The sequence below is a fragment of the Rhizobium mongolense subsp. loessense genome, from assembly GCF_900099775.1.
Lineage (GTDB): Bacteria > Pseudomonadota > Alphaproteobacteria > Rhizobiales > Rhizobiaceae > Rhizobium > Rhizobium loessense.
Genome location: NZ_FMTM01000006.1, coordinates 265,061 through 282,684, shown reverse-complemented (window position 1 = coordinate 282,684; position 17,624 = coordinate 265,061). Strand labels below are relative to the sequence as shown.

At 60.3% G+C, this 17,624-nt stretch carries 20 protein-coding genes; 15 read left to right on the top strand and 5 right to left on the bottom strand.

Annotation, left to right across the window (positions count from 1 at the left end; all coding sequences use genetic code 11):
• Nucleotides 1-59 precede the first annotated feature (59 nt).
• The 5 genes from ccmA to BLP23_RS20645 all read left to right on the top strand — a co-directional run bounded on the left by ccmA (nucleotide 60) and on the right by BLP23_RS20645 (nucleotide 3,174).
• The gene (gene ccmA, locus BLP23_RS20665; RefSeq protein ID WP_092586695.1) at nucleotides 60-707 is read left to right on the top strand and encodes a heme ABC exporter ATP-binding protein CcmA; all 648 of its coding nucleotides are present in this window, start codon (nucleotides 60-62) and stop codon (nucleotides 705-707) included.
• A gap of 214 nt (nucleotides 708-921) precedes the next feature.
• Complete coding sequence (gene ccmB, locus BLP23_RS20660; RefSeq protein ID WP_092586694.1) at nucleotides 922-1,581, top strand: heme exporter protein CcmB; 660 nt, start codon at nucleotides 922-924, stop codon at nucleotides 1,579-1,581.
• A 58-nt stretch (nucleotides 1,582-1,639) separates the two neighbouring features.
• Nucleotides 1,640-2,401 (top strand): heme ABC transporter permease, encoded by a 762-nt coding sequence (locus BLP23_RS20655; protein WP_092586693.1) that lies wholly within the window; start codon nucleotides 1,640-1,642, stop codon nucleotides 2,399-2,401.
• Nucleotides 2,402-2,404: 3 nt separating this feature from the next.
• Nucleotides 2,405-2,572, top strand: coding sequence for a heme exporter protein CcmD (gene ccmD, locus BLP23_RS20650; RefSeq protein WP_092586692.1), 168 nt, complete (start codon nucleotides 2,405-2,407; stop codon nucleotides 2,570-2,572).
• On the top strand, nucleotides 2,569-3,174 hold the full coding sequence (locus BLP23_RS20645; protein WP_092586691.1) for a DsbE family thiol:disulfide interchange protein: 606 nt from the start codon (nucleotides 2,569-2,571) through the stop codon (nucleotides 3,172-3,174). Before ccmD ends, BLP23_RS20645 begins: the two co-directional genes overlap by 4 nt.
• Here the strand turns inward: BLP23_RS20645 and BLP23_RS20640 are convergent.
• From BLP23_RS20640 to dapF, 5 genes are all read right to left on the bottom strand, one after another.
• Nucleotides 3,171-3,758, bottom strand: a complete 588-nt coding sequence (locus BLP23_RS20640; protein WP_092586690.1) for a DUF2585 domain-containing protein — start codon at nucleotides 3,756-3,758, stop codon at nucleotides 3,171-3,173. The two genes, BLP23_RS20645 and BLP23_RS20640, sit on opposite strands and share 4 nt — an antisense overlap.
• A complete protein-coding gene (locus tag BLP23_RS20635) occupies nucleotides 3,755-4,399 on the bottom strand; it encodes a septation protein A (protein ID WP_092586774.1) in 645 nt (214 codons plus the stop codon). Before BLP23_RS20635 ends, BLP23_RS20640 begins: the two co-directional genes overlap by 4 nt.
• 62 nt (nucleotides 4,400-4,461) lie before the next feature.
• Nucleotides 4,462-6,045: a signal recognition particle-docking protein FtsY gene (gene ftsY / locus BLP23_RS20630; RefSeq protein WP_092586689.1), complete on the bottom strand. Its 1,584-nt coding sequence runs from the start codon at nucleotides 6,043-6,045 to the stop codon at nucleotides 4,462-4,464.
• Between the two features lie 15 nt (nucleotides 6,046-6,060).
• Nucleotides 6,061-7,335 (bottom strand): tRNA (N(6)-L-threonylcarbamoyladenosine(37)-C(2))-methylthiotransferase MtaB, encoded by a 1,275-nt coding sequence (gene mtaB / locus BLP23_RS20625; protein WP_092586688.1) that lies wholly within the window; start codon nucleotides 7,333-7,335, stop codon nucleotides 6,061-6,063.
• Nucleotides 7,332-8,237 carry a diaminopimelate epimerase gene (gene dapF / locus BLP23_RS20620; RefSeq protein WP_092586687.1) on the bottom strand — a complete coding sequence of 302 codons (906 nt, stop codon included), beginning with the start codon at nucleotides 8,235-8,237 and terminating at the stop codon, nucleotides 7,332-7,334. The genes mtaB and dapF overlap by 4 nt, the downstream gene beginning before the upstream one ends.
• A gap of 287 nt (nucleotides 8,238-8,524) precedes the next feature.
• Between dapF and BLP23_RS20615 the strand changes: the two genes are divergently transcribed.
• The 10 genes from BLP23_RS20615 to BLP23_RS20570 all read left to right on the top strand — a co-directional run bounded on the left by BLP23_RS20615 (nucleotide 8,525) and on the right by BLP23_RS20570 (nucleotide 17,431).
• Entirely contained in the window at nucleotides 8,525-10,483 is a 1,959-nt protein-coding gene (locus BLP23_RS20615; RefSeq protein WP_092586686.1) for an elongation factor G, read from the top strand.
• 250 nt (nucleotides 10,484-10,733) lie between these two features.
• Nucleotides 10,734-11,045, top strand: coding sequence for a hypothetical protein (locus BLP23_RS34650; RefSeq protein WP_233426773.1), 312 nt, complete (start codon nucleotides 10,734-10,736; stop codon nucleotides 11,043-11,045).
• A 137-nt stretch (nucleotides 11,046-11,182) separates the two neighbouring features.
• Complete coding sequence (gene ffh / locus BLP23_RS20605) at nucleotides 11,183-12,754, top strand: signal recognition particle protein (protein ID WP_092586685.1); 1,572 nt, start codon at nucleotides 11,183-11,185, stop codon at nucleotides 12,752-12,754.
• A gap of 16 nt (nucleotides 12,755-12,770) precedes the next feature.
• Nucleotides 12,771-13,091 carry a chorismate mutase gene (locus BLP23_RS20600; RefSeq protein ID WP_022717348.1) on the top strand — a complete coding sequence of 107 codons (321 nt, stop codon included), beginning with the start codon at nucleotides 12,771-12,773 and terminating at the stop codon, nucleotides 13,089-13,091.
• Between the two features lie 50 nt (nucleotides 13,092-13,141).
• A complete protein-coding gene (gene rpsP / locus BLP23_RS20595) occupies nucleotides 13,142-13,510 on the top strand; it encodes a 30S ribosomal protein S16 (protein ID WP_022717347.1) in 369 nt (122 codons plus the stop codon).
• Nucleotides 13,511-13,628: 118 nt separating this feature from the next.
• Nucleotides 13,629-14,198, top strand: a complete 570-nt coding sequence (rimM, locus tag BLP23_RS20590) for a ribosome maturation factor RimM (RefSeq protein ID WP_028739973.1) — start codon at nucleotides 13,629-13,631, stop codon at nucleotides 14,196-14,198.
• A 7-nt stretch (nucleotides 14,199-14,205) separates the two neighbouring features.
• Entirely contained in the window at nucleotides 14,206-14,886 is a 681-nt protein-coding gene (trmD, locus tag BLP23_RS20585) for a tRNA (guanosine(37)-N1)-methyltransferase TrmD (protein WP_092586684.1), read from the top strand.
• Nucleotides 14,887-15,110: 224 nt separating this feature from the next.
• Entirely contained in the window at nucleotides 15,111-15,647 is a 537-nt protein-coding gene (rplS, locus tag BLP23_RS20580; protein WP_028739972.1) for a 50S ribosomal protein L19, read from the top strand.
• A gap of 148 nt (nucleotides 15,648-15,795) precedes the next feature.
• Nucleotides 15,796-16,593 carry a transporter substrate-binding domain-containing protein gene (locus BLP23_RS20575; RefSeq protein WP_092586683.1) on the top strand — a complete coding sequence of 266 codons (798 nt, stop codon included), beginning with the start codon at nucleotides 15,796-15,798 and terminating at the stop codon, nucleotides 16,591-16,593.
• A gap of 16 nt (nucleotides 16,594-16,609) precedes the next feature.
• Complete coding sequence (locus tag BLP23_RS20570) at nucleotides 16,610-17,431, top strand: amino acid ABC transporter permease (protein WP_092586682.1); 822 nt, start codon at nucleotides 16,610-16,612, stop codon at nucleotides 17,429-17,431.
• The last annotated feature ends 193 nt before the right edge of the window (nucleotides 17,432-17,624 follow it).

Genomic DNA, 17,624 nt, shown 5'->3' with positions numbered 1-17,624 from the left:
GGCCCATTTGGGACATTTTTTGCGTCGCGGTGACTAAAAACTTATTGAACGGAAAACCTATGCATCTCGACGCCTCCAATCTCGCTGCCAGGCGGGGCGAAGACCTGATTTTCGCAGACGTATCCTTTCGCCTCGACGCAGGCGAAGCGCTGGTTTTGACTGGGAAAAACGGATCGGGAAAGTCCACTTTGCTGCGCGTCGTTGCCGGTCTTTTAAGGCCCGAAAGGGGCACAGTTGAATTCACTGATTCGCGTGGTGAAACGGACCGGAATTCGCGCGAAGTCAGCCACTATCTCGGCCACCGCAATGCGATGAAAAGCGAGCTGACCGTTTCCGAAAATCTCGCCTTCTGGCAAGACTTTCTCGGCGACGTCCTCGGCGCCTCGGAACTATCGATCGAAGACGCCGCCGAGGCCGTCGGACTTTCGGATATTACGCATCTTCCTTTCGGTTATCTCTCCGCCGGCCAGCAACGCCGCTTTGCCTTCGCCAAGCTGCTCGTGGCCTACCGCCCGGTCTGGATTCTCGACGAACCGACCGCAGCGCTCGATGCGAGCGCCGACCGCTTGTTTGCCGATCTCATCGACACCCACCGGAGAAAGGGCGGCATCGTTGTCGCCGCGACCCATCAGCCGCTCGGGCTTGAGAGTGCCCGGGAATTGAAGATGACGGGGTTTGCGGGCGTGGATCGAGGAGTTTGGGGTTGATGAAGCTTGTGGCACACCAGGACAAGTCCTCTTCCCAACCGCTCACCACAAAAGGGAGAGGCTTTGGTGCTGCAAGCTCTTATGTAAGTCGAACCGTCGCAGCTTGCGGATCGGAAATTTGTCGGCAGCAAACAGCGCCGCACGTTAGCCCCTTCCTCCTGTGGGGAGGGGTTGGAGAGGGGTCCTTAGCCATCCGCGAAGAAGGACACCTCGCATGACCGCCCTCTTCTTGCGCGATCTGAAACTCTCCATCCGCGCCGGCGGCGGCGCTCTGATCGGCGTGCTGTTTTTCCTCACCGTCGTCGCTGTCATCCCGTTCGGCGTCGGGCCGGACCTGAACCTGCTTTCCAGGATCGGCCCTGCCATCGTCTGGATTGGCGCGCTGCTTGCGGCTTTGCTGGGCCTTGACCGGCTTTTCCAAGCCGAACGCGACGACGGTTCGCTGGACTTGATGCTGATGCAGGAAACGCCGCTCGTGCTGACGGTTCTTGTCAAATGCTTCGCGCATTGGACGGCGACGAGCCTGCCATTGGTGATTGCCTCCCCGTTCCTCGGTCTCTTCATGAACATGGACGAGGTCGCGATCGGTGCGACGATGCTAACGCTCTTGGCCGGCTCGCCCGCCATCACCTTCATCGGCGCCGTCGGCGCGGCTGTCGCCGTCGCCCTTCCGCGCGGCGGGCTGCTGGTCTCGATCCTTGTTCTGCCATTGACCATTCCGGTGCTGATCTTCGGCGTCAGCGCCACCTATGCGGCAGTGGAAGATCCGGCACCCTTCCTGCCGCCCTTCCTCATTCTGATCGCATTGACGATGTTCTTTGCCGTCATCGGTCCGGCAGCCGCAGCACTTGCGCTGCGAAACACATCGGATTGATTGGCTCTTTGATCACGATCAATTGCGGGAACACCGCGTTCAAGGTAAAGAACCGTTCATGAACGAAACAAGCCTTGCCATCAGCAAAATCAGCGATCTCGCCAATCCGACGCGGTTTCTGGCGCTGGCGCAGCGCACCATCCCGTGGATGGCGGCGGCAACGGCGCTCTGTCTCATCATCGGATTGTACCTCAGCTTCTCGACGAAAGGCGACTACCAGCAGGGCGAAACGGTCCGCATCATGTATCTCCATGTGCCTTCGGCCTGGCTTTCGATGATGTGCTACACCGTGATGAGCATCTCGGCGATCGGCACGCTCGTCTGGCGCCATCCGCTGGCCGATGTCGCTGCCAAGGCCGCAGCACCGCTCGGTGCCGCCTTCACGCTCCTTGCATTGGTCACCGGTTCTCTCTGGGGCAAGCCCATGTGGGGCACCTGGTGGGTCTGGGACGCGCGGCTGACGTCCGTCTTCATCCTCTTCCTGATGTATCTCGGCCTGATCGCGCTGAACCGCGCCATCGATGATCCGTCAAGGGCCGCGCGGGTCACCGCGGTTCTGATCCTCGTCGGATTCGTCAATATCCCGATCATCAAGTTCTCGGTCGACTGGTGGAATACGCTGCATCAGCCTGCGAGCGTGGTGCGCCTCGCCGGCCCGGCGATCGACCCGGAATTCCTGCGCCCGCTTTTCGTGATGGCAATCGGATTCTCGCTGCTCTTCTTCACGCTGCACATTACGGCGATGCGCAACGAAATCTGGCGGCGCCGCGTCGCCGCCCAGCGCCGTCTTGCCGCGCGCATGGCAAGTCGTGAGGATTGATCGATGACGCATGCCTTTTATGTTTACAGTTCCTATGGGTTCGCAGCTTTCGTCACCATCGCCGTAACGCTGTGGATCTGGGTGGACGGGCGCGCGCGGCAGAAGGAACTGGCAGCCCTGGAAGCTTCCGGTATCCGCCGCCGTTCGGCGCGTCCGAAGGATAGCGAATGAGCACGCCCCAAGCAGATCGGCCAAAACCACGCGGCTTTGCCCGTTACGCGCTGGCATTGATCCCGCTTGTCGTTTTCGGCGGCATTGCCGCGACGGCAGCAAAGATGCTTTACGATCAGGATTTCCACGGCAAGAACATTTCCGAGATCCCTTCGGCACTGATCGGCACCAAAGCTCCGGAATTAAACCTGCCATCGCTCGAAGGATCCAATCGGCCGCCCCTGACCGATAGCGCGATCAAGGGCAAGCTGACGCTGGTCAATGTCTTTGCCTCCTGGTGCCTTCCTTGCCGGGAAGAGCATCCAATCCTGACGGAACTGGCAAAGGACGACCGGCTGAACATCGTCGCGATCAACTACAAGGACAAGAACGACAGCGCGCTGCGTTTCCTTGGCGAGCTCGGAAACCCCTATGCCGCAATCGGCGTCGATCCGAATGGCAAGGCGGCGATCGACTGGGGCGTCTATGGCATTCCGGAGAGTTACCTGGTCGCCGCCGACGGCACGATCCTCTATAAACGCGTCGGCCCCTTCGATGATGTCAGCCTCAAGGAAGGCCTCTATCCGGCAATGGAAAAGGCGCTCGGGAAACCGGTTTCCTAACCCGCACTCTGCCAGACCTTGACCGCCTCGACGGGCCAGATCAGCATCAGCACGTTGAGCGTCAGGTTGTCACGGATCATGTAACCCGTGAAAATCTCGAAGAAGATCGCGATGGCGACTGTGAGCGCGATCGGAGCGCGGGCTGCGAAGAAGAAGCCGGCGACCATAAAGACCGTGTCCATGGCCGAGTTCAGGATACTATCGCCGTAATAATCGAGGGAGATCGTCGCCGCACGGTAGCGGTCGATGATGATCGGCGAGTTCTCGAGCAGTTCCCAGCCGGATTCGACGACGAGCGCCAGAAGCAGGCGGACGGCGATCGGTCTGTTACGCAGTACGAGATGCGCCAGCCCATAGAACAGGAAGCCGTGAATGATGTGGGACGGCGTGTACCAGTCCGAAAGATGCTGGGAATTGCCGCTCGAGTTGACGACGCCTTCCCACAGCTTGACATAGCCGCAGGCGCAGATCGGCGTGCGGCCCATTAGGTATTCGGCAGCGATCTGAACGATCAAAACCGCCAGGCAGGCGGCGAACCAGAAATTCTGATGCCTCGCTCTTTGCGCAGCGCTGAATGCCGTCACTTCTCGGTCTCTCCTGCAGGCGTTATCGAATGCTTCAGGATGAGCGGCATCTGCGCCATGGTGAAGATGATGGTGATCGGCATCGTCCCCCAGACCTTGAAGGTCACCCAGAAATCATCGGAGAAATTGCGCCAGACGACTTCGTTTAGAACGGCAAGGAACAGGAAGAAAACGCCCCAACGGACCGTCAGCTTGCGCCAGCCGTCGGCGTCGAGCTGAAAGGCCGCGTTGAAGACGTAGCCGAGCAGCGACCTGCCAAAGGCAAGCCCGCCCAGCAGCGCGACACCGAACAGCGTATTGACAATCGTCGGCTTCATTTTGATGAAGGTTTCGTTCTGCAGGTAGATCGACAGCGAACCGAAGATCAAAACAACGATGCCCGACACGAAGGGCATGATCGGCAGATGGCCAAGGACGAGCTTGGAAACGACGAGCGAGACGATCGTCGCGGCCATGAAAAGCCCCGTCGCCACGAAGAGCGGCCCGCCGAGTTCGGACAATGCAGGGAACCTCTCGACCAGCCAGGCGCCGCGCAGATTGGAGAAGAAGAAGATCAGCAGCGGCCCGAGTTCCAGCGCCAGCTTCAGCATCGGATGGTGCCGGTCGGCGGCGCTGGGAGTAATATCGCTTTCAGTGGTCATGAATTCGTCAAACCTGTTCGTCGTTCGCGCGGCTTGCGCGCTGTTCCGGCTTATCTGTGGCATCATTGCCCAAGGCCGGCAATGGCTTGAGCGAAATCCTCGGCCTCGAAGGGCTCCAGATCGTCTACGCCTTCCCCGACGCCGATGAAATAGACCGGTAGCTTGTGCTTGGCGGAGATCGCAACGAGGATGCCGCCCCTTGCCGTACCGTCGAGCTTGGTCATGATCAGGCCGTTGACGCCCGCAACATTGCGGAAGATTTCGACCTGATTGAGAGCGTTCTGGCCGGTGGTCGCATCCAGTGTCTGCAGCACCGTATGCGGGGCGTCGGGATCGAGCTTGCCGAGCACGCGGACGATCTTTTCAAGCTCCGCCATCAGCTCCGCCTTGTTTTGCAAACGGCCGGCGGTATCGATGATCAGCACGTCGCACTTTTTCGCCTTCGCCTGCTCGAAGGCGTCGTAGGCGAGACCTGCAGCGTCCGCACCAAGCTTCGTGCCGATGAATTCCGACTTCGTGCGATCGGCCCAGATCTTCAACTGCTCGATCGCTGCGGCGCGGAAAGTATCGCCCGCCGCCACCATGACTTTCAATCCGGCACCCGAAAGCTTCGACGCCAGCTTGCCGATCGTCGTCGTCTTGCCGGTGCCGTTGACGCCGACGACGAGAATGACATGCGGCTTGTGGGTGAGATCGAGCTGCAAAGGCTTTGCGACCGGCTTCAACACTTTGGCAATTTCCGACGCCATGATGCGACTGACATCCTCGCCGGTCACATCCTTGCCATAGCGTTCGGAAGCAAGCGTATCGGTGACACGCATGGCGGTCTCGACGCCGAGGTCGGCTTGTATCAGCAGATCTTCGAGATCCTGAAGCGTGTCGTCGTCCAGTTTGCGCTTGGTGAAGAGCGCGGAAATCTGGCCCGTGAGTTGCGACGAAGTACGCGCGAGACCGGCACGCAGACGCTGGAACCAGCTGAGTTTCGGCGCAGGTGCAACCGGCTCAGGTTCGGTGATTTTCGGAGTGGTTGCAAACCCCTTGGGAAGTACAGGTTCCGTCCTTGAAGCATGCTCTCCATCCGCTTCAGGGCGAGGAGCATCCCCCTCCACCCTGCCGGACACCTCCTCCACAAGGAGGGAGATTGACTGAGTAGGAGCGCTTTGCCCTCCCTCAGCCGTCCCGGAAATCTCTTCTGGAAGAATATCCGTGACTTCATCAGAAGCATCGGAAAGGGGCGGCTCGTCCGCCAACTGATTTCCCCCCTCGTGGGGGAGATGTCCCGAGGGGACTAAGGGGGGTGTCTCCGCCAAGGGCGCTTCTTGCGCTGACGTCTCTGGCTCGGCTTGAGCCTCGGCCTCCAGCAACGAGAGTGGTATCACTCCAAGATCGCCGATCTGGTAGGATGCCGGAAGGATCGCCGACTCTTCGGCGTCTTCGGAATGCTCTAAAGCGTCCGCAGCCGGGCCGCCTGCGGTATCCATCTCCTCCGGCAAAACGGGATCACTTGCGAGCGGCAAGTGTTCCTCGCGCGAATGCGGCTCCAGTTCGGCTTCGAGAACTTTTGTCTCCGAAGCCTCTGGCGCCTGCTCTTCCGCCGGCTTTTCCTTGCCGAAGGTGAAGACCTTTTTGATGAAACTGAGCGCCATGGGAATTCCGTGAAATCAGGCCGCGTCGGCGGCTGTCAATTGCATGTCGAGATGTTTGCCATTATGGCCAGTGATGTTTGCCTCGACGAACGAACGCGGGCGAAGACCGGGGGCTGCGACAAGCGTGAAGTTTTCGGTATGTGCAAGCCCGTTGTTTTCCACCAGCAGCCATTGCCGCGTTCCGACCATCTGATCCAGATGGGACTGATGAAGCTGATGTCCAGTAGCACGAAGCCGTACCGCACGATCCTTGACGATCGACCGGTCGAACTGCGGCATGCGGGCTGCCGGCGTGCCTGGACGAGGGCTATAAGGGAAGACGTGCAGATGCGCGATCTTCGCTTCTTCCGCCAGGCTGACGGCATTTTCGAACATCTGTTCGGTCTCGGTCGGGAAACCGGCGATCATATCCGCGCCGAAGCACATCTGTGGACGCAGACGGCGAACCTGATCGACGAAGGCCAGCGCATCAGCGCGTGAATGCCGCCGCTTCATGCGCTTCAGGATCATGTCGTCGCCATGTTGCAGCGAAAGATGCAGGTGCGGCATGAAACGCGGTTCATCGGCAACCAGATCAAACAGGTGCTTGTCCACCTCGATGCTATCGATCGATGACAGCCGCAGTCGGCGGATGTCAGGAACCTGCTTCAGAAGCGTCTTGGCAAGCAGCCCGAGCGTCGGTTCGCCGGGCAGGTCGGCGCCGTAACTGGTGGCATCGACACCTGTCAACACGATCTCTCTGTAGCCGCTTTCAACGAGGTTGCGCGCCTGATCGACCACGGCGCCCATGGGCACGGAGCGCGAATTACCGCGGCCATAGGGGATGATGCAGAAGGTACAGCGATGGTCGCAGCCGTTCTGCACCTGGATAAAGGCGCGCACATGCCCGTCGATGTGCTTCACCATCTGCGGCGCCGTCTGGCGCACACTCATGATGTCGTTGACGCGCAGCTTCTCTTCCGCAGCCACTCCGAAATCGGGCAGGGCGCGATATGAAGCGGTGATCAGCTTCTCCTCGTTGCCGAGAACGGCGTCGACCTCGGCCATTTCTGCGAAGGTCTGCTTTTCGGTCTGGGCTGCGCAGCCCGTCACGATGATACGGGCATGCGGATTCTCGCGTCGTGCGCGGCGGATGGCCTGCCGCGCCTGACGCACGGCCTCGCCTGTGACAGCGCAAGTGTTCACCAAAATGGCGTTGTTGAGCCCGGCCCTTTCCGCCTCCGCCCGCATCACTTCGGATTCGTAGGTGTTGAGACGGCAGCCGAAGGTAATGACCTCAACGCCGCTCACCGCGCCTCGGCCCCCTGCGCCTGATCGCGCGCCCACGAGCCGGTGGAGGGGTCCACCGTACCGGACCATTCCCATTCGGCAGGGCCGGTCATGATCACGTGGTCGTCGCGGTCGCGCCATTCGATCGACAATATACCGGGCGGCTTGGCGCTGGCGACATGAATCTCGACCTTGCGGCCGGTGCGGCCTGTGCGGGCAGCGCAAACCGCTGTTGCGCAGGCAGCCGAACCGCAGGCAAACGTCAAACCCGCACTGCGCTCCCATGTCCGTGTCGTGATCGATGCCGGCGAGGTGACTTGCGCCAGCGTGATATTGGCGCGCTCGGGAAACATCGGATGATTCTCAAGCAACGGTCCGATGCGCGCAAGATCAAAGGACATCACGTCCCTGTCGACCCAGAAGACGGCATGCGGGTTGCCCATCGACATGGTGGATGGCGAATGCAGGACCGGGCTGTCGATCGGGCCGATTTGGAGTTCAATGCGGCTGGTATCGTGAAATTCTTCCGCTAGCGGGATCTTGTCCCAGTCGAAAACAGGCTTGCCCATGTCGACCGAGATCGTACCGTCGTCATGTTCGACGGCATTGAGGATGCCTGCCACCGTCTGGAAAGTGAAAACCTTGTTGCCGGTTTCCGCGGCAAGAGCCTGCACCACGCAACGCGTGCCATTGCCGCAGGCTTGCGCCTTTGATCCATCGGAATTCAGGATATCGATCCAGGCATCGGTCCCTTGAGCCTTTGGGTCGTGGATCGCCATGATCTGGTCGAAGGCTGTATCGGGATGGGCATTGAGCGCAATTGCCGCAGCAGGCGTCACCTTGTCGGCGCGGCCGCGCATGTCGACGACCAGGATCTTGTTGCCAAGCCCGTTCATCTTCGCGAATTCGACCGTTGCGCTCATAGGATCATTCCGTGTCCATTTCGGCTGTATATGGCGGAAACGCGCGGGAATTACCAGTGGGTGCGGGCAATGACTGGCCAGCGACGCTTCGCTCATTCGCCCTTCTTCGCCGGTAATCGCGTGGGGAGCCCGGCAAGGCAGACGCCATGCTGCCCAGGCAAAACTGTCTCATGAGGGGACAGCCGCCGCCTCATGCTGGAGAAAAGTCGCAATGGCCTAGCACTTTTCAACGGTTGAAGGCATTCTTGACAATCGGATGCGTGTTCTTGGCAAAGGGAGGATGGCCGATGCGCTGCTTCACGGTACTTGGACCCTCGCAGACGGGAAAGTCGACGCTCGTCGCAAAACTGGCTTCGCTCGAAGGGACACCGAGAAAGTCCGTCTCGCCATACGGATCGAGCCTGACGGAATTCGAATTCGGAAGCGAGGGATGGTGTGCGCTGGATACACCCGGCGCGAACGAGGCGCTGGCGCTTGCCCAGGATTCATTGCTGGCAAGCGATGCTTGCATCCTTTGCGTATCGCCGACGCCGGACGAGGCGGTGCTGGCAGCACCCTATCTGCGCGCCATCGAAGCTTCGGGAACACCCTGCATTCTTTTTGTGAACCGCATGGACGAGCCGCAGGGGCGCCTGCGCGATGTCATCGCGGCCCTGCAGGCCTATTCCAGCCACCCCCTCGTCCTGCGGCAGATACCGATCCGCGACGGAGATGTTGTGGTCGGCAGCTGCGACCTGATTTCGGAGCGCGCCTGGCGCTACCAGGAAGGCCAGCCTTCGGCCCTCGTCGAACTTCCCGACAGTGCTGCAGCGCGCGAGCACGAGGCACGTTCCGAATTGCTGGAACAGCTTTCCGAGTACGATGACTGGCTTCTCGAGGAACTGATCGAGGACCGCGAACTACCAAGCGACGCTCTCTTTGCCATCGCCTCGCGGATCCTGAAGGAAAACAAGGTCATTCCCGTGCTCTTCGGCGCAGCATCCCACAGCAATGGCATCAAGCGGCTGATGAAGACGCTGCGCCACGAAGCGCCGCCTGTTGAAGCCCTGAAGAGCCGGCTGGCTGCCACCGCCAGCCTGGACGAAACGGCATTGGCTGCCGTGAGCTTCCACGCCTACCACCGGCCGAGCGTTGGAAAGACGATTCTCATCCGTGCGCTTGCCGACGGACTGAAACAGGGCGCTGCGTTGGGCGGCGCTAGTCTCGGGTCGGTTCAGGAGGGAGGAAACGGCCGTCCGCTTGCCGGCAACTCGGCACGCGGCAGGATTTTCGCCGCAGTCAAGTCAGATCACTTGCCCGCACCCGCCTTGCTGACAGCGGCCGAGGCACTGGCACCTCCCGCTTGGACGGCACCGCCGACGCCGATGCTCGAACGCATCCTTGTTCCGGGCACCGAGCGCGACGAAACAAAGCTCTCGGCGACGCTTGCAAAGCTGGCCGAGACCGATCGCGGCCTGAAGGTGATGCAGGAGGAGGGAACAGGCGCGCAGCTGATCTGCGCGCAAGGACCGATGCATTTGCGCGATCTGCGCAAGACCCTGTCGGAGGTATTCCGCGTCGAAGTCACGGATCGATCGCCGAACCCGATCTATCGGGAAACGATCTCAAAGCCCTCGAACGTCCACTATCGTCACCGCAAGCAGACGGGTGGCGCAGGGCAGTTCGCAGACGTGCAGCTGAGTGTGCGTCCCAATGAACGGGGCCAGGGCTTCACCTTCGGAGAGACGGTCAAAGGTGGCACCGTTCCGCGGAACTACATTCCGGCGGTGGAGGCCGGCGCCCGTGAAGCCATGGAGAAAGGCCCGCTCGGCTTTCAGGTGATCGATGTCGACGTGACGCTCACCGACGGCCAGTACCACTCCGTCGACAGCTCCGACTTCGCCTTCCGGGCAGCGGCACGGATGGGGGTACGGCAGGCACTGTCAGAGGCAGCGGCGGTGCTGATGCAGCCGGTAGTCCGGGTCGAAATCCACATACCATCCATCTTCTCTGGCAGCATGGTGGCGATCGTCTCGGCACTCAAGGGTCAGGTGCTCGGCTTCGATCGCGATGAGAGCGCCAAAGGATGGGATGTCTTCCGGGCACTCGTTCCCGGTGCAGCGCTCGACGAATTGGCCCGCACGTTGCGCTCCGCTACGCAAGGAATCGGATACTTCTCCAAAGCCTTCGATCACTTCGAGGAGATCTACGGCAAAGAGGCCGATGCAATCATCAGCGCACACGGTTCGGGATCGCACCCGAATTAAAGCACGACCTGGCAAATCTTGCCAGCTGGGCACCAGCTGGACCTCAAACCGCGCCGTATCCGTCTCCCGTCGGCGTTATGACGATAACCGCTCGCCGGCCACAAGCCTCGCCTGGTCGCGCCGTCGTGCCCATCTTGACGGCACCGATGCGTCCAAAGGGGGATAGGCGCGACCCCGGTCCTAAGGCCGAGCACATCGCCAATGCCCTAAACGGGCGGATTGCGATTGCTTCAGGATTCCAAAGAGTAGCTTGTGGTCGGTCAAGGAGCTGTCCGGGCCACCCGTGAAGGTGCTGCCGCGATCGATCCAGAAATCCCAATTGCCGCTCATGGCTGCCACGTTTTTTCACACAATGAAATTCATGGAGGCGAAACTCATGGAGGCGGCACTTTTGACCGTGTCACTTGAGATTACACAAGCGGCACCGAGGGCTTCGCAAGCCGGCAATGCGGTCATTTTTCCGCATTCTCTTGACTTTATCCGCACTTTCCTGTTTACCGCCGCTCATTCTGTGACGAGCTTCAAGACTCGAGCCGCCGACCGGGACCCGATAAAGGTATAAAGAGATCCCGGAGGTCCACACCCGACAGCGCGATGCGCCCTCGGGTGCTTTTTGGCTTTGCGTCTTGTTTTCGCCAACGAAAAGCACGACGTTTCCGGGCATACCAATCCTGCCCGAAACGTATCAAGGAAGAGCCGATGTTTGAAAACCTCCAGGACCGTCTTGGATCCATTCTGAATGGACTGACAGGCCGTGGCGCGCTTTCGGAAGCCGATGTTTCCGCAGCGCTGCGCGAGGTTCGCCGTGCATTGCTGGAAGCCGACGTTGCACTCGATGTCGTACGCTCCTTCACCGATCGCGTGCGCGAAAAGGCCGTCGGCGCAGAGATTTTGAAATCGATCAAGCCCGGCCAGATGGTCGTAAAGATCGTTCATGACGAGCTGATCGAGATGCTGGGCGGCGAAGGCGCCGGTGTCGATCTGCACGCTGCCGCCCCCGTCGTGATCATGATGGTCGGCCTGCAGGGCTCCGGCAAGACGACGACGACGGCGAAGATCGCCCTCCGCCTGACGACGCGCGAGAAGAAGAGGGTGCTGATGGCATCGCTCGACACACGCCGTCCGGCAGCCCAGGAGCAGCTTCGCCAGCTCGGCGCCCAGACCAATGTCGACACGCTTCCGGTCATCGCCGGCCAGTCACCGACGGATATCGCCGCGCGCGCCGTGCAGGCAGCCAAGCTCGGCGGCCATGACGTCGTCATCCTCGATACCGCCGGCCGTACGCATATCGATGAGCCCTTGATGGTCGAAATGGCCGACATCAAGAAGAAGTCGAACCCGCATGAAATCCTGCTCGTCGCGGACTCACTGACCGGTCAGGACGCCGTCAATCTGGCCCGCAATTTCGACGAGCGCGTCGGCATCACCGGACTCGTGCTCACCCGCATGGACGGCGATGGCCGCGGTGGTGCGGCTCTCTCTATGCGCGCCGTCACCGGCAAGCCGATCAAGCTGATCGGCGTCGGCGAAAAGATGAGCGAGCTGGAAGAATTCCATCCCCGCCGCATCGCAGACCGTATCCTTGGCATGGGCGATATCATCTCGCTCGTCGAGCGCGCGGCGGAAAATATCGATGCCGAAAAGGCGGCTGCCATGGCCGCCAAGATGGCCAAGGGAAAATTCGACCTCAACGACCTCGCCGACCAGCTGCGCCAGATGCAGAAGATGGGCGGCATGGGCGGCATCATGAGCATGATGCCCGGCATGGCCGGTATGAAGGACAAGATGGCATCCGCCGGCCTGAATGACAGCCTCTTCGGCCGCCAGCTTGCGATCATCTCTTCGATGACGAAGGCTGAGCGCGCCAACCCTGACATCCTCAAGCATTCCCGCAAGAAGCGGATCGCCGCCGGCTCCGGCACCGACGCTGCCGACATCAACAAGCTGCTCAAGATGCACCGCCAGATGGCGGACATGATGAAGATGATGGGCGGCAAGGGCAAAGGCGGCATGATGAAGCAGCTGATGGGAGGTCTTGCCGGCAAGATGGGCCTTGGCGGCGTGGGTGGGATGGGCGGAATGCCTGATCTTTCGAATATCGACCCCAAGCAGCTGGAGGCACTTCAGAAGCAGGCCGAAGCGGCGGGCCTTGGAAAGCCGGGTGGGGGCATGCCCGGTTTAGGTGGCGGCTTGCCAGGTCTTGGCGGCGCAAAGCTTCCGGGTCTCGGCGGTGGTTTCCCGGGGCTGCCCGGATTGCCGAAGAAGAAGTGAAAGGATCGCCTGCCCCATGATTGATCCAGACGTCAAAGCCCAGCTTTCGAGCTACCGCCAGTCGATCGACAATATCGACGCCGCGCTCGTTCACATCCTGGCCGAACGCTTCCGCTGCACCAAAGAGGTCGGCGTTTTGAAGGCCAAGTACAAGTTGCCGCCGGCCGATCCGGCGCGCGAGGAATACCAGATCGCCCGTCTTCGGCAGCTTGCCGAAGATGCGCATCTGGATCCGGATTTCGCCGAGAAGTTCTTGAACTTCGTCATCACGGAAGTCATCCGGCATCATGAGCAGATCGCTGCGGATCACGCTGAACAAGGCGCCGCCGCAAAATGAACCAATACCGCCTCACGAAGCGGTCAAGAAAAGCCTAAGGAGTAAATGACATGGCACTGAAAATTCGTCTCGCCCGCGGTGGTTCCAAGAAGCGCCCGTATTATCACGTTGTTGTTGCCGACGCCCGTTCGCCGCGCGATGGCCGCTTCCTCGAAAAGCTCGGCTCCTGGAATCCGATGCTCGCCAAGGATGACGCAAAGCGCGTTGAACTGAACGCCGAGCGCGTCAAGCACTGGCTCGACAACGGCGCGCAGCCGACCGACCGCGTTCTGCGCTTCCTCGACGAAGCCGGCGTTGCAAAGCGCGAGGCCAAGAACAACCCGGAAAAAGCAAAGCCGGGCAAGAAGGCTCAGGAACGCACTGCCGAGAGGGCTCAGAAAGCTGCCGACGCAGCTGAAGCCGCCGCTTCCGCAGAATAATCCCGGGATCATATCCAGGTCGGACGGGCGGCATGTCGACATGCCGCCCGTTTTCATTTTCATTCCGGCAGACTTCGTTTATGAGAACCCAGATTTCCGGCTTCACATGAAGGGCCCCATGACAAAGCTTGAAAACCCCGTATTGATGGCAACGATCGGCGGTGCGCAGGGCATCCGCGGCGAAGTGCGCGCCAAGGCTTATACGGCCGATCCGACGGCACTCGGCGACTATGGTCATTTGCACAGTATGGACGGGCGGACCTTCGAAATCCTCGAAATCCGCGAGATGAAGAATGTCGTCGTCGTTCGCTTCCGTGGCATCAACGACCGCAATGCGGCCGAGGCGCTCAACGGCCTGGAGCTCTACATCGAACGCGGCAACCTGCCCGACGACGAACTGGAGGAAGACGAATTCTTCTATGCCGATCTCGAAGGGCTGGAGGCAGTGGACGACAAAGGCGTCAGCTACGGCACCATTACCGGCGTTTTCGACTTCGGCGCGGGCGACCTGCTCGAGCTTAAGGGACCGGGCAAGCGCCCCGTGCTCATCCCCTTCTCCGAAGCATCGGTTCTCGAAATTGATCTCGAAGACGGCACAATCCTGATCGATCCGCTGGCGGCGGGACTTGTCGATGATCCGCAGGAAATCTCCAAGCTCGCCTCCGGCAAACCGAAGAAAAAGAAGTGAGATTGCCATGGGTTTCCGGGCGACCGTCCTGACACTCTACCCGGAAATGTTTCCGGGGCATCTGAGCTATTCGCTCGCCGGTAAGGCGATGGAGCGCGGGCAATGGTCGCTGGATAGCGTGCAGATTCGGGATTTTGCGACCGATAAACACCGCACCGTCGACGACACGCCCGCAGGCGGGGGCGCTGGCATGGTGCTGAAGCCGGACGTGTTGGCGCGTGCGATCGACAACACTTGCGAAAATGATCCTCGTCCGCGGCTTTTGATGAGCCCGCGCGGCAAGCCGCTGACGCAGGAACGGGTGCGCGAGCTTGCGTCGGGCCAGGGCGTGATCATCGTCTGCGGCCGTTTCGAAGGTGTCGATCAGCGGGTGATCGATGCGCGGGAGCTTGAAGAAATTTCGATCGGCGATTACGTGCTCTCGGGCGGCGAGCCCGCCGCCTTGGTCGTTCTCGACACGATCGTGCGCATCCTGCCAGGCGTCATGGGCAATGATCTTTCCGGCCTGCATGAGAGTTTCGAAGACGGGTTGTTGGAGCATCCGCACTACACCCGGCCGCAGGAATGGGAAGGCCGCGAAATTCCAGCGATCCTGACGTCGGGCAATCACGGCGCCATCGAAAAATGGCGACATGAGCAGGCGGTTGCCTTGACAAAGGAAAGGCGGCCGGACCTTCTGAAAGACTGAAAGCCGGAAAATCCGTGTCTTAGCCTTACAAAAATGTCGTCCAAGGGATGACAAGGCCCAGGCTTTCGTGTAGTAGCGCACGCGGAAATGGGGCTAGCCCCGTCTGCCAGCAAACAAAGAATGGCGAAACCGCTCCCGCCCGCGAAGGGCAAAATCCCGAGGCAATCCCAAAGGATCACGTGTCGAGCGCTCTGGCTGTTTCAGAAGAACCAAAGGTTAAGACGATGAACATCATTCAGCAGCTCGAGGCCGAACAGGCCGCCAAGATCGAAGCCAAGCGCACGCTTCCGGAATTCTCCCCGGGCGACACGCTCCGCGTCAACGTCAAGGTTACGGAAGGCAACCGCACCCGCGTTCAGGCCTATGAAGGCGTCTGTATCGCCCGCTCCGGCGGCGGCCTGCAGGAAAACTTCACGGTCCGCAAGATTTCCTACGGCGAAGGCGTCGAGCGCGTATTCCCGATCTATTCTCCGATGATCGAAAGTGTCGAAGTCGTTCGCCGCGGTAAGGTCCGCCGTGCGAAGCTCTACTACCTGCGCGACCGTCGCGGCAAGTCCGCCCGTATCGTTGAGAACACCGGCACCCGCGCCCGCAAGCTCAACGACGCCGAGCGCGCTGCTGTTGCCGAGGAAAAGGCACGGATCGAAGCCGAAAAGGTTGCAGCAGCTCAGGCTCTCGCAGCCGAAAAGGCAGCAGCCGAAGCCGCAGAAGCGAAGGCAGCAGCTGAAGCTGCAGCCGCTGCAGAGCCCACGGCAGAATAAGCCCTGGGAACGCAAATTTTTTGCATGAGAAGGCGGTCTTTGGGCCGCCTTTTTCTGTTTTGGGCCACCGGCATCGGGGCAGATGCTCTTGCCATGTGCTTCGCAACTATGACAATTTCGCCAAGCCACATTTCATTGGAGATTTCTGATGCCGTTCCGCCGCACCATTCTTGCAGGCCTCGCCGCGCTCGTTCTTTCGCCATTGGCGGCCCTTGGTGCCGATCTGCCGGATCTTGGCGGCAAGACGGTGGTCGTCGTGACCGAGAATGCCTATCCGCCGCTGCAATTCGTCGACCCCAAATCCGGCAAGCAGATCGGCTGGGAATATGACGCGATGAACGAGATCGCCAGGCGGCTGAACTTCAAGGTCGAATATCAGAACACCAGCTGGGACGCGATGATCCAGGCCGTCTCCGACGATCAGTACAACATCGGCATGACCGGCATCACCATTAAGGACGACCGCAAGCAGAAAGTGGATTTCTCCGATCCTTATATGCGCTCGCAGCAATTCATGCTGGTCCGGGCCGATGAGAGCCGCTTCACGGACGCGAAGACCTTCGGTGAGTTCAAGGAAGGCCTCGTAGGCGCGCAGCCGGGCACCTCGCCTTTCTATACGGCCGTCTATGAAATTCTTGACGGCAACGAGCAGAATCCGCGTATCAAGCTCTTCGAAACCTTCGGCGCGACGGTCCAGGCGCTCAAGGCCGGAGATGTCGATGTCGTACTGACGGACAGCGTTGCGGCGAAGGGGTATGTCGATGCCTCGAACGGCACGCTCAAGGTCATCGGCGGCGCGCTCGGCACCGAAGATTTCGGCTTCATCTTCCCGAAGGGTTCCGATCTCGTAACCCCCGTCAACGCCGCGATCGCCTCATTGAAAGCCGACGGCACGCTCGACGCACTGAACAAGAAGTGGTTCCTCGACTACAAGATGGGCGAATGATCCAGGTCAGCCGCTGATGGCCCTGCAGCCTTCTCCTGCCGGAAATCTCAAGGGCGACTATCCGTGGTGGCTGGTCGCCCTTGCTGCGATCGGCGTCATCCTTGCGATCGTCATCGTCACCAACGGCGTCTATGCGCAGGTCTTCCGCACCGTCGTCAACGGCGTATGGGTCACCGTCTTCGTGACGTTGGTCGCCTTTGCGCTGGCGACATTGCTTGGTCTCGGCATCGCTCTTCTCGGACTTTCCGATAGCGTCGCGCTGCGCCAAGCATCCCGCTTCTATATCGAGATCATCCGCGGCATCCCGATGCTCGTGCTGCTCTTTTATGTGGCCTTTGTCGGCGCTCCGGGCATTGTCGCCGCCTATAATTTCCTGATCACGCCATTTGTAAAAGCCGGATTGGCGGAACCGATCCTGGTGCGTGACCTTTCACTGATGTGGCGTGCGATCATCGCCTTGATGATCGGGTATTCCTCTTTTATTGCCGAGATTTTCCGCGCCGGCATCCAATCGGTCGACCAGGGTCAGATCGAAGCGGCAAAGGCGCTGGGCCTGTCGCGCTACCATCGCTTCCGGCTGGTTGTCTTTCCGCAGGCGATCCGCGTCATCTTTCCGCCGCTTTCGAACGACTTCGTCTCGATGGTGAAGGACAGTTCCCTCGTTTCCGTGCTCGGCGTTTCCGACATCACGCAGATGGGCAAGGTCTACGCCTCCGGCTCCTTCCGCTTCTTCGAGACCTATTCGATCGTCACCTATATCTACCTGATCCTGACGATTGGTTTGTCGCTCGCACTGCGGCAGATCGAGCAGCGCATGCGCAAAGCTCACAGCCGGTAGCGCTCACATGATTCGAATTGCCGTTTCCGAGAAAAATCGCTATATGCAGGCCCATGGAAAGCAAGTTCAGGTGCATTGGCGCGCATATTTTCGTGCTGCAGGATCATTATCGCCTGCCGGCACGCTTCTTTGCGACCGTTTCCGGTGCGCTCAACAGCCGACTTCGTTGATCGAATGATGGCCGGCGGGCCTT

Coding starts and splice junctions, on each gene's coding strand:
- BLP23_RS20570 (WP_092586682.1), top strand. CDS start 16,610: ATGGCCCTGCAGCCTTCTCCTGCCGGAAATCTCAAGGGCGACTATCCG.
- rpsP (WP_022717347.1), top strand. CDS start 13,142: ATGGCACTGAAAATTCGTCTCGCCCGCGGTGGTTCCAAGAAGCGCCCG.
- BLP23_RS20645 (WP_092586691.1), top strand. CDS start 2,569: ATGAGCACGCCCCAAGCAGATCGGCCAAAACCACGCGGCTTTGCCCGT.
- BLP23_RS20600 (WP_022717348.1), top strand. CDS start 12,771: ATGATTGATCCAGACGTCAAAGCCCAGCTTTCGAGCTACCGCCAGTCG.
- ffh (WP_092586685.1), top strand. CDS start 11,183: ATGTTTGAAAACCTCCAGGACCGTCTTGGATCCATTCTGAATGGACTG.
- rplS (WP_028739972.1), top strand. CDS start 15,111: ATGAACATCATTCAGCAGCTCGAGGCCGAACAGGCCGCCAAGATCGAA.
- BLP23_RS20655 (WP_092586693.1), top strand. CDS start 1,640: ATGAACGAAACAAGCCTTGCCATCAGCAAAATCAGCGATCTCGCCAAT.
- ccmA (WP_092586695.1), top strand. CDS start 60: ATGCATCTCGACGCCTCCAATCTCGCTGCCAGGCGGGGCGAAGACCTG.
- BLP23_RS20615 (WP_092586686.1), top strand. CDS start 8,525: ATGCGCTGCTTCACGGTACTTGGACCCTCGCAGACGGGAAAGTCGACG.
- dapF (WP_092586687.1), bottom strand. CDS start 8,237: ATGAGCGCAACGGTCGAATTCGCGAAGATGAACGGGCTTGGCAACAAG.
- BLP23_RS20575 (WP_092586683.1), top strand. CDS start 15,796: ATGCCGTTCCGCCGCACCATTCTTGCAGGCCTCGCCGCGCTCGTTCTT.
- BLP23_RS20635 (WP_092586774.1), bottom strand. CDS start 4,399: ATGACCACTGAAAGCGATATTACTCCCAGCGCCGCCGACCGGCACCAT.
- rimM (WP_028739973.1), top strand. CDS start 13,629: ATGACAAAGCTTGAAAACCCCGTATTGATGGCAACGATCGGCGGTGCG.
- ccmB (WP_092586694.1), top strand. CDS start 922: ATGACCGCCCTCTTCTTGCGCGATCTGAAACTCTCCATCCGCGCCGGC.
- ftsY (WP_092586689.1), bottom strand. CDS start 6,045: ATGGCGCTCAGTTTCATCAAAAAGGTCTTCACCTTCGGCAAGGAAAAG.
- ccmD (WP_092586692.1), top strand. CDS start 2,405: ATGACGCATGCCTTTTATGTTTACAGTTCCTATGGGTTCGCAGCTTTC.
- trmD (WP_092586684.1), top strand. CDS start 14,206: ATGGGTTTCCGGGCGACCGTCCTGACACTCTACCCGGAAATGTTTCCG.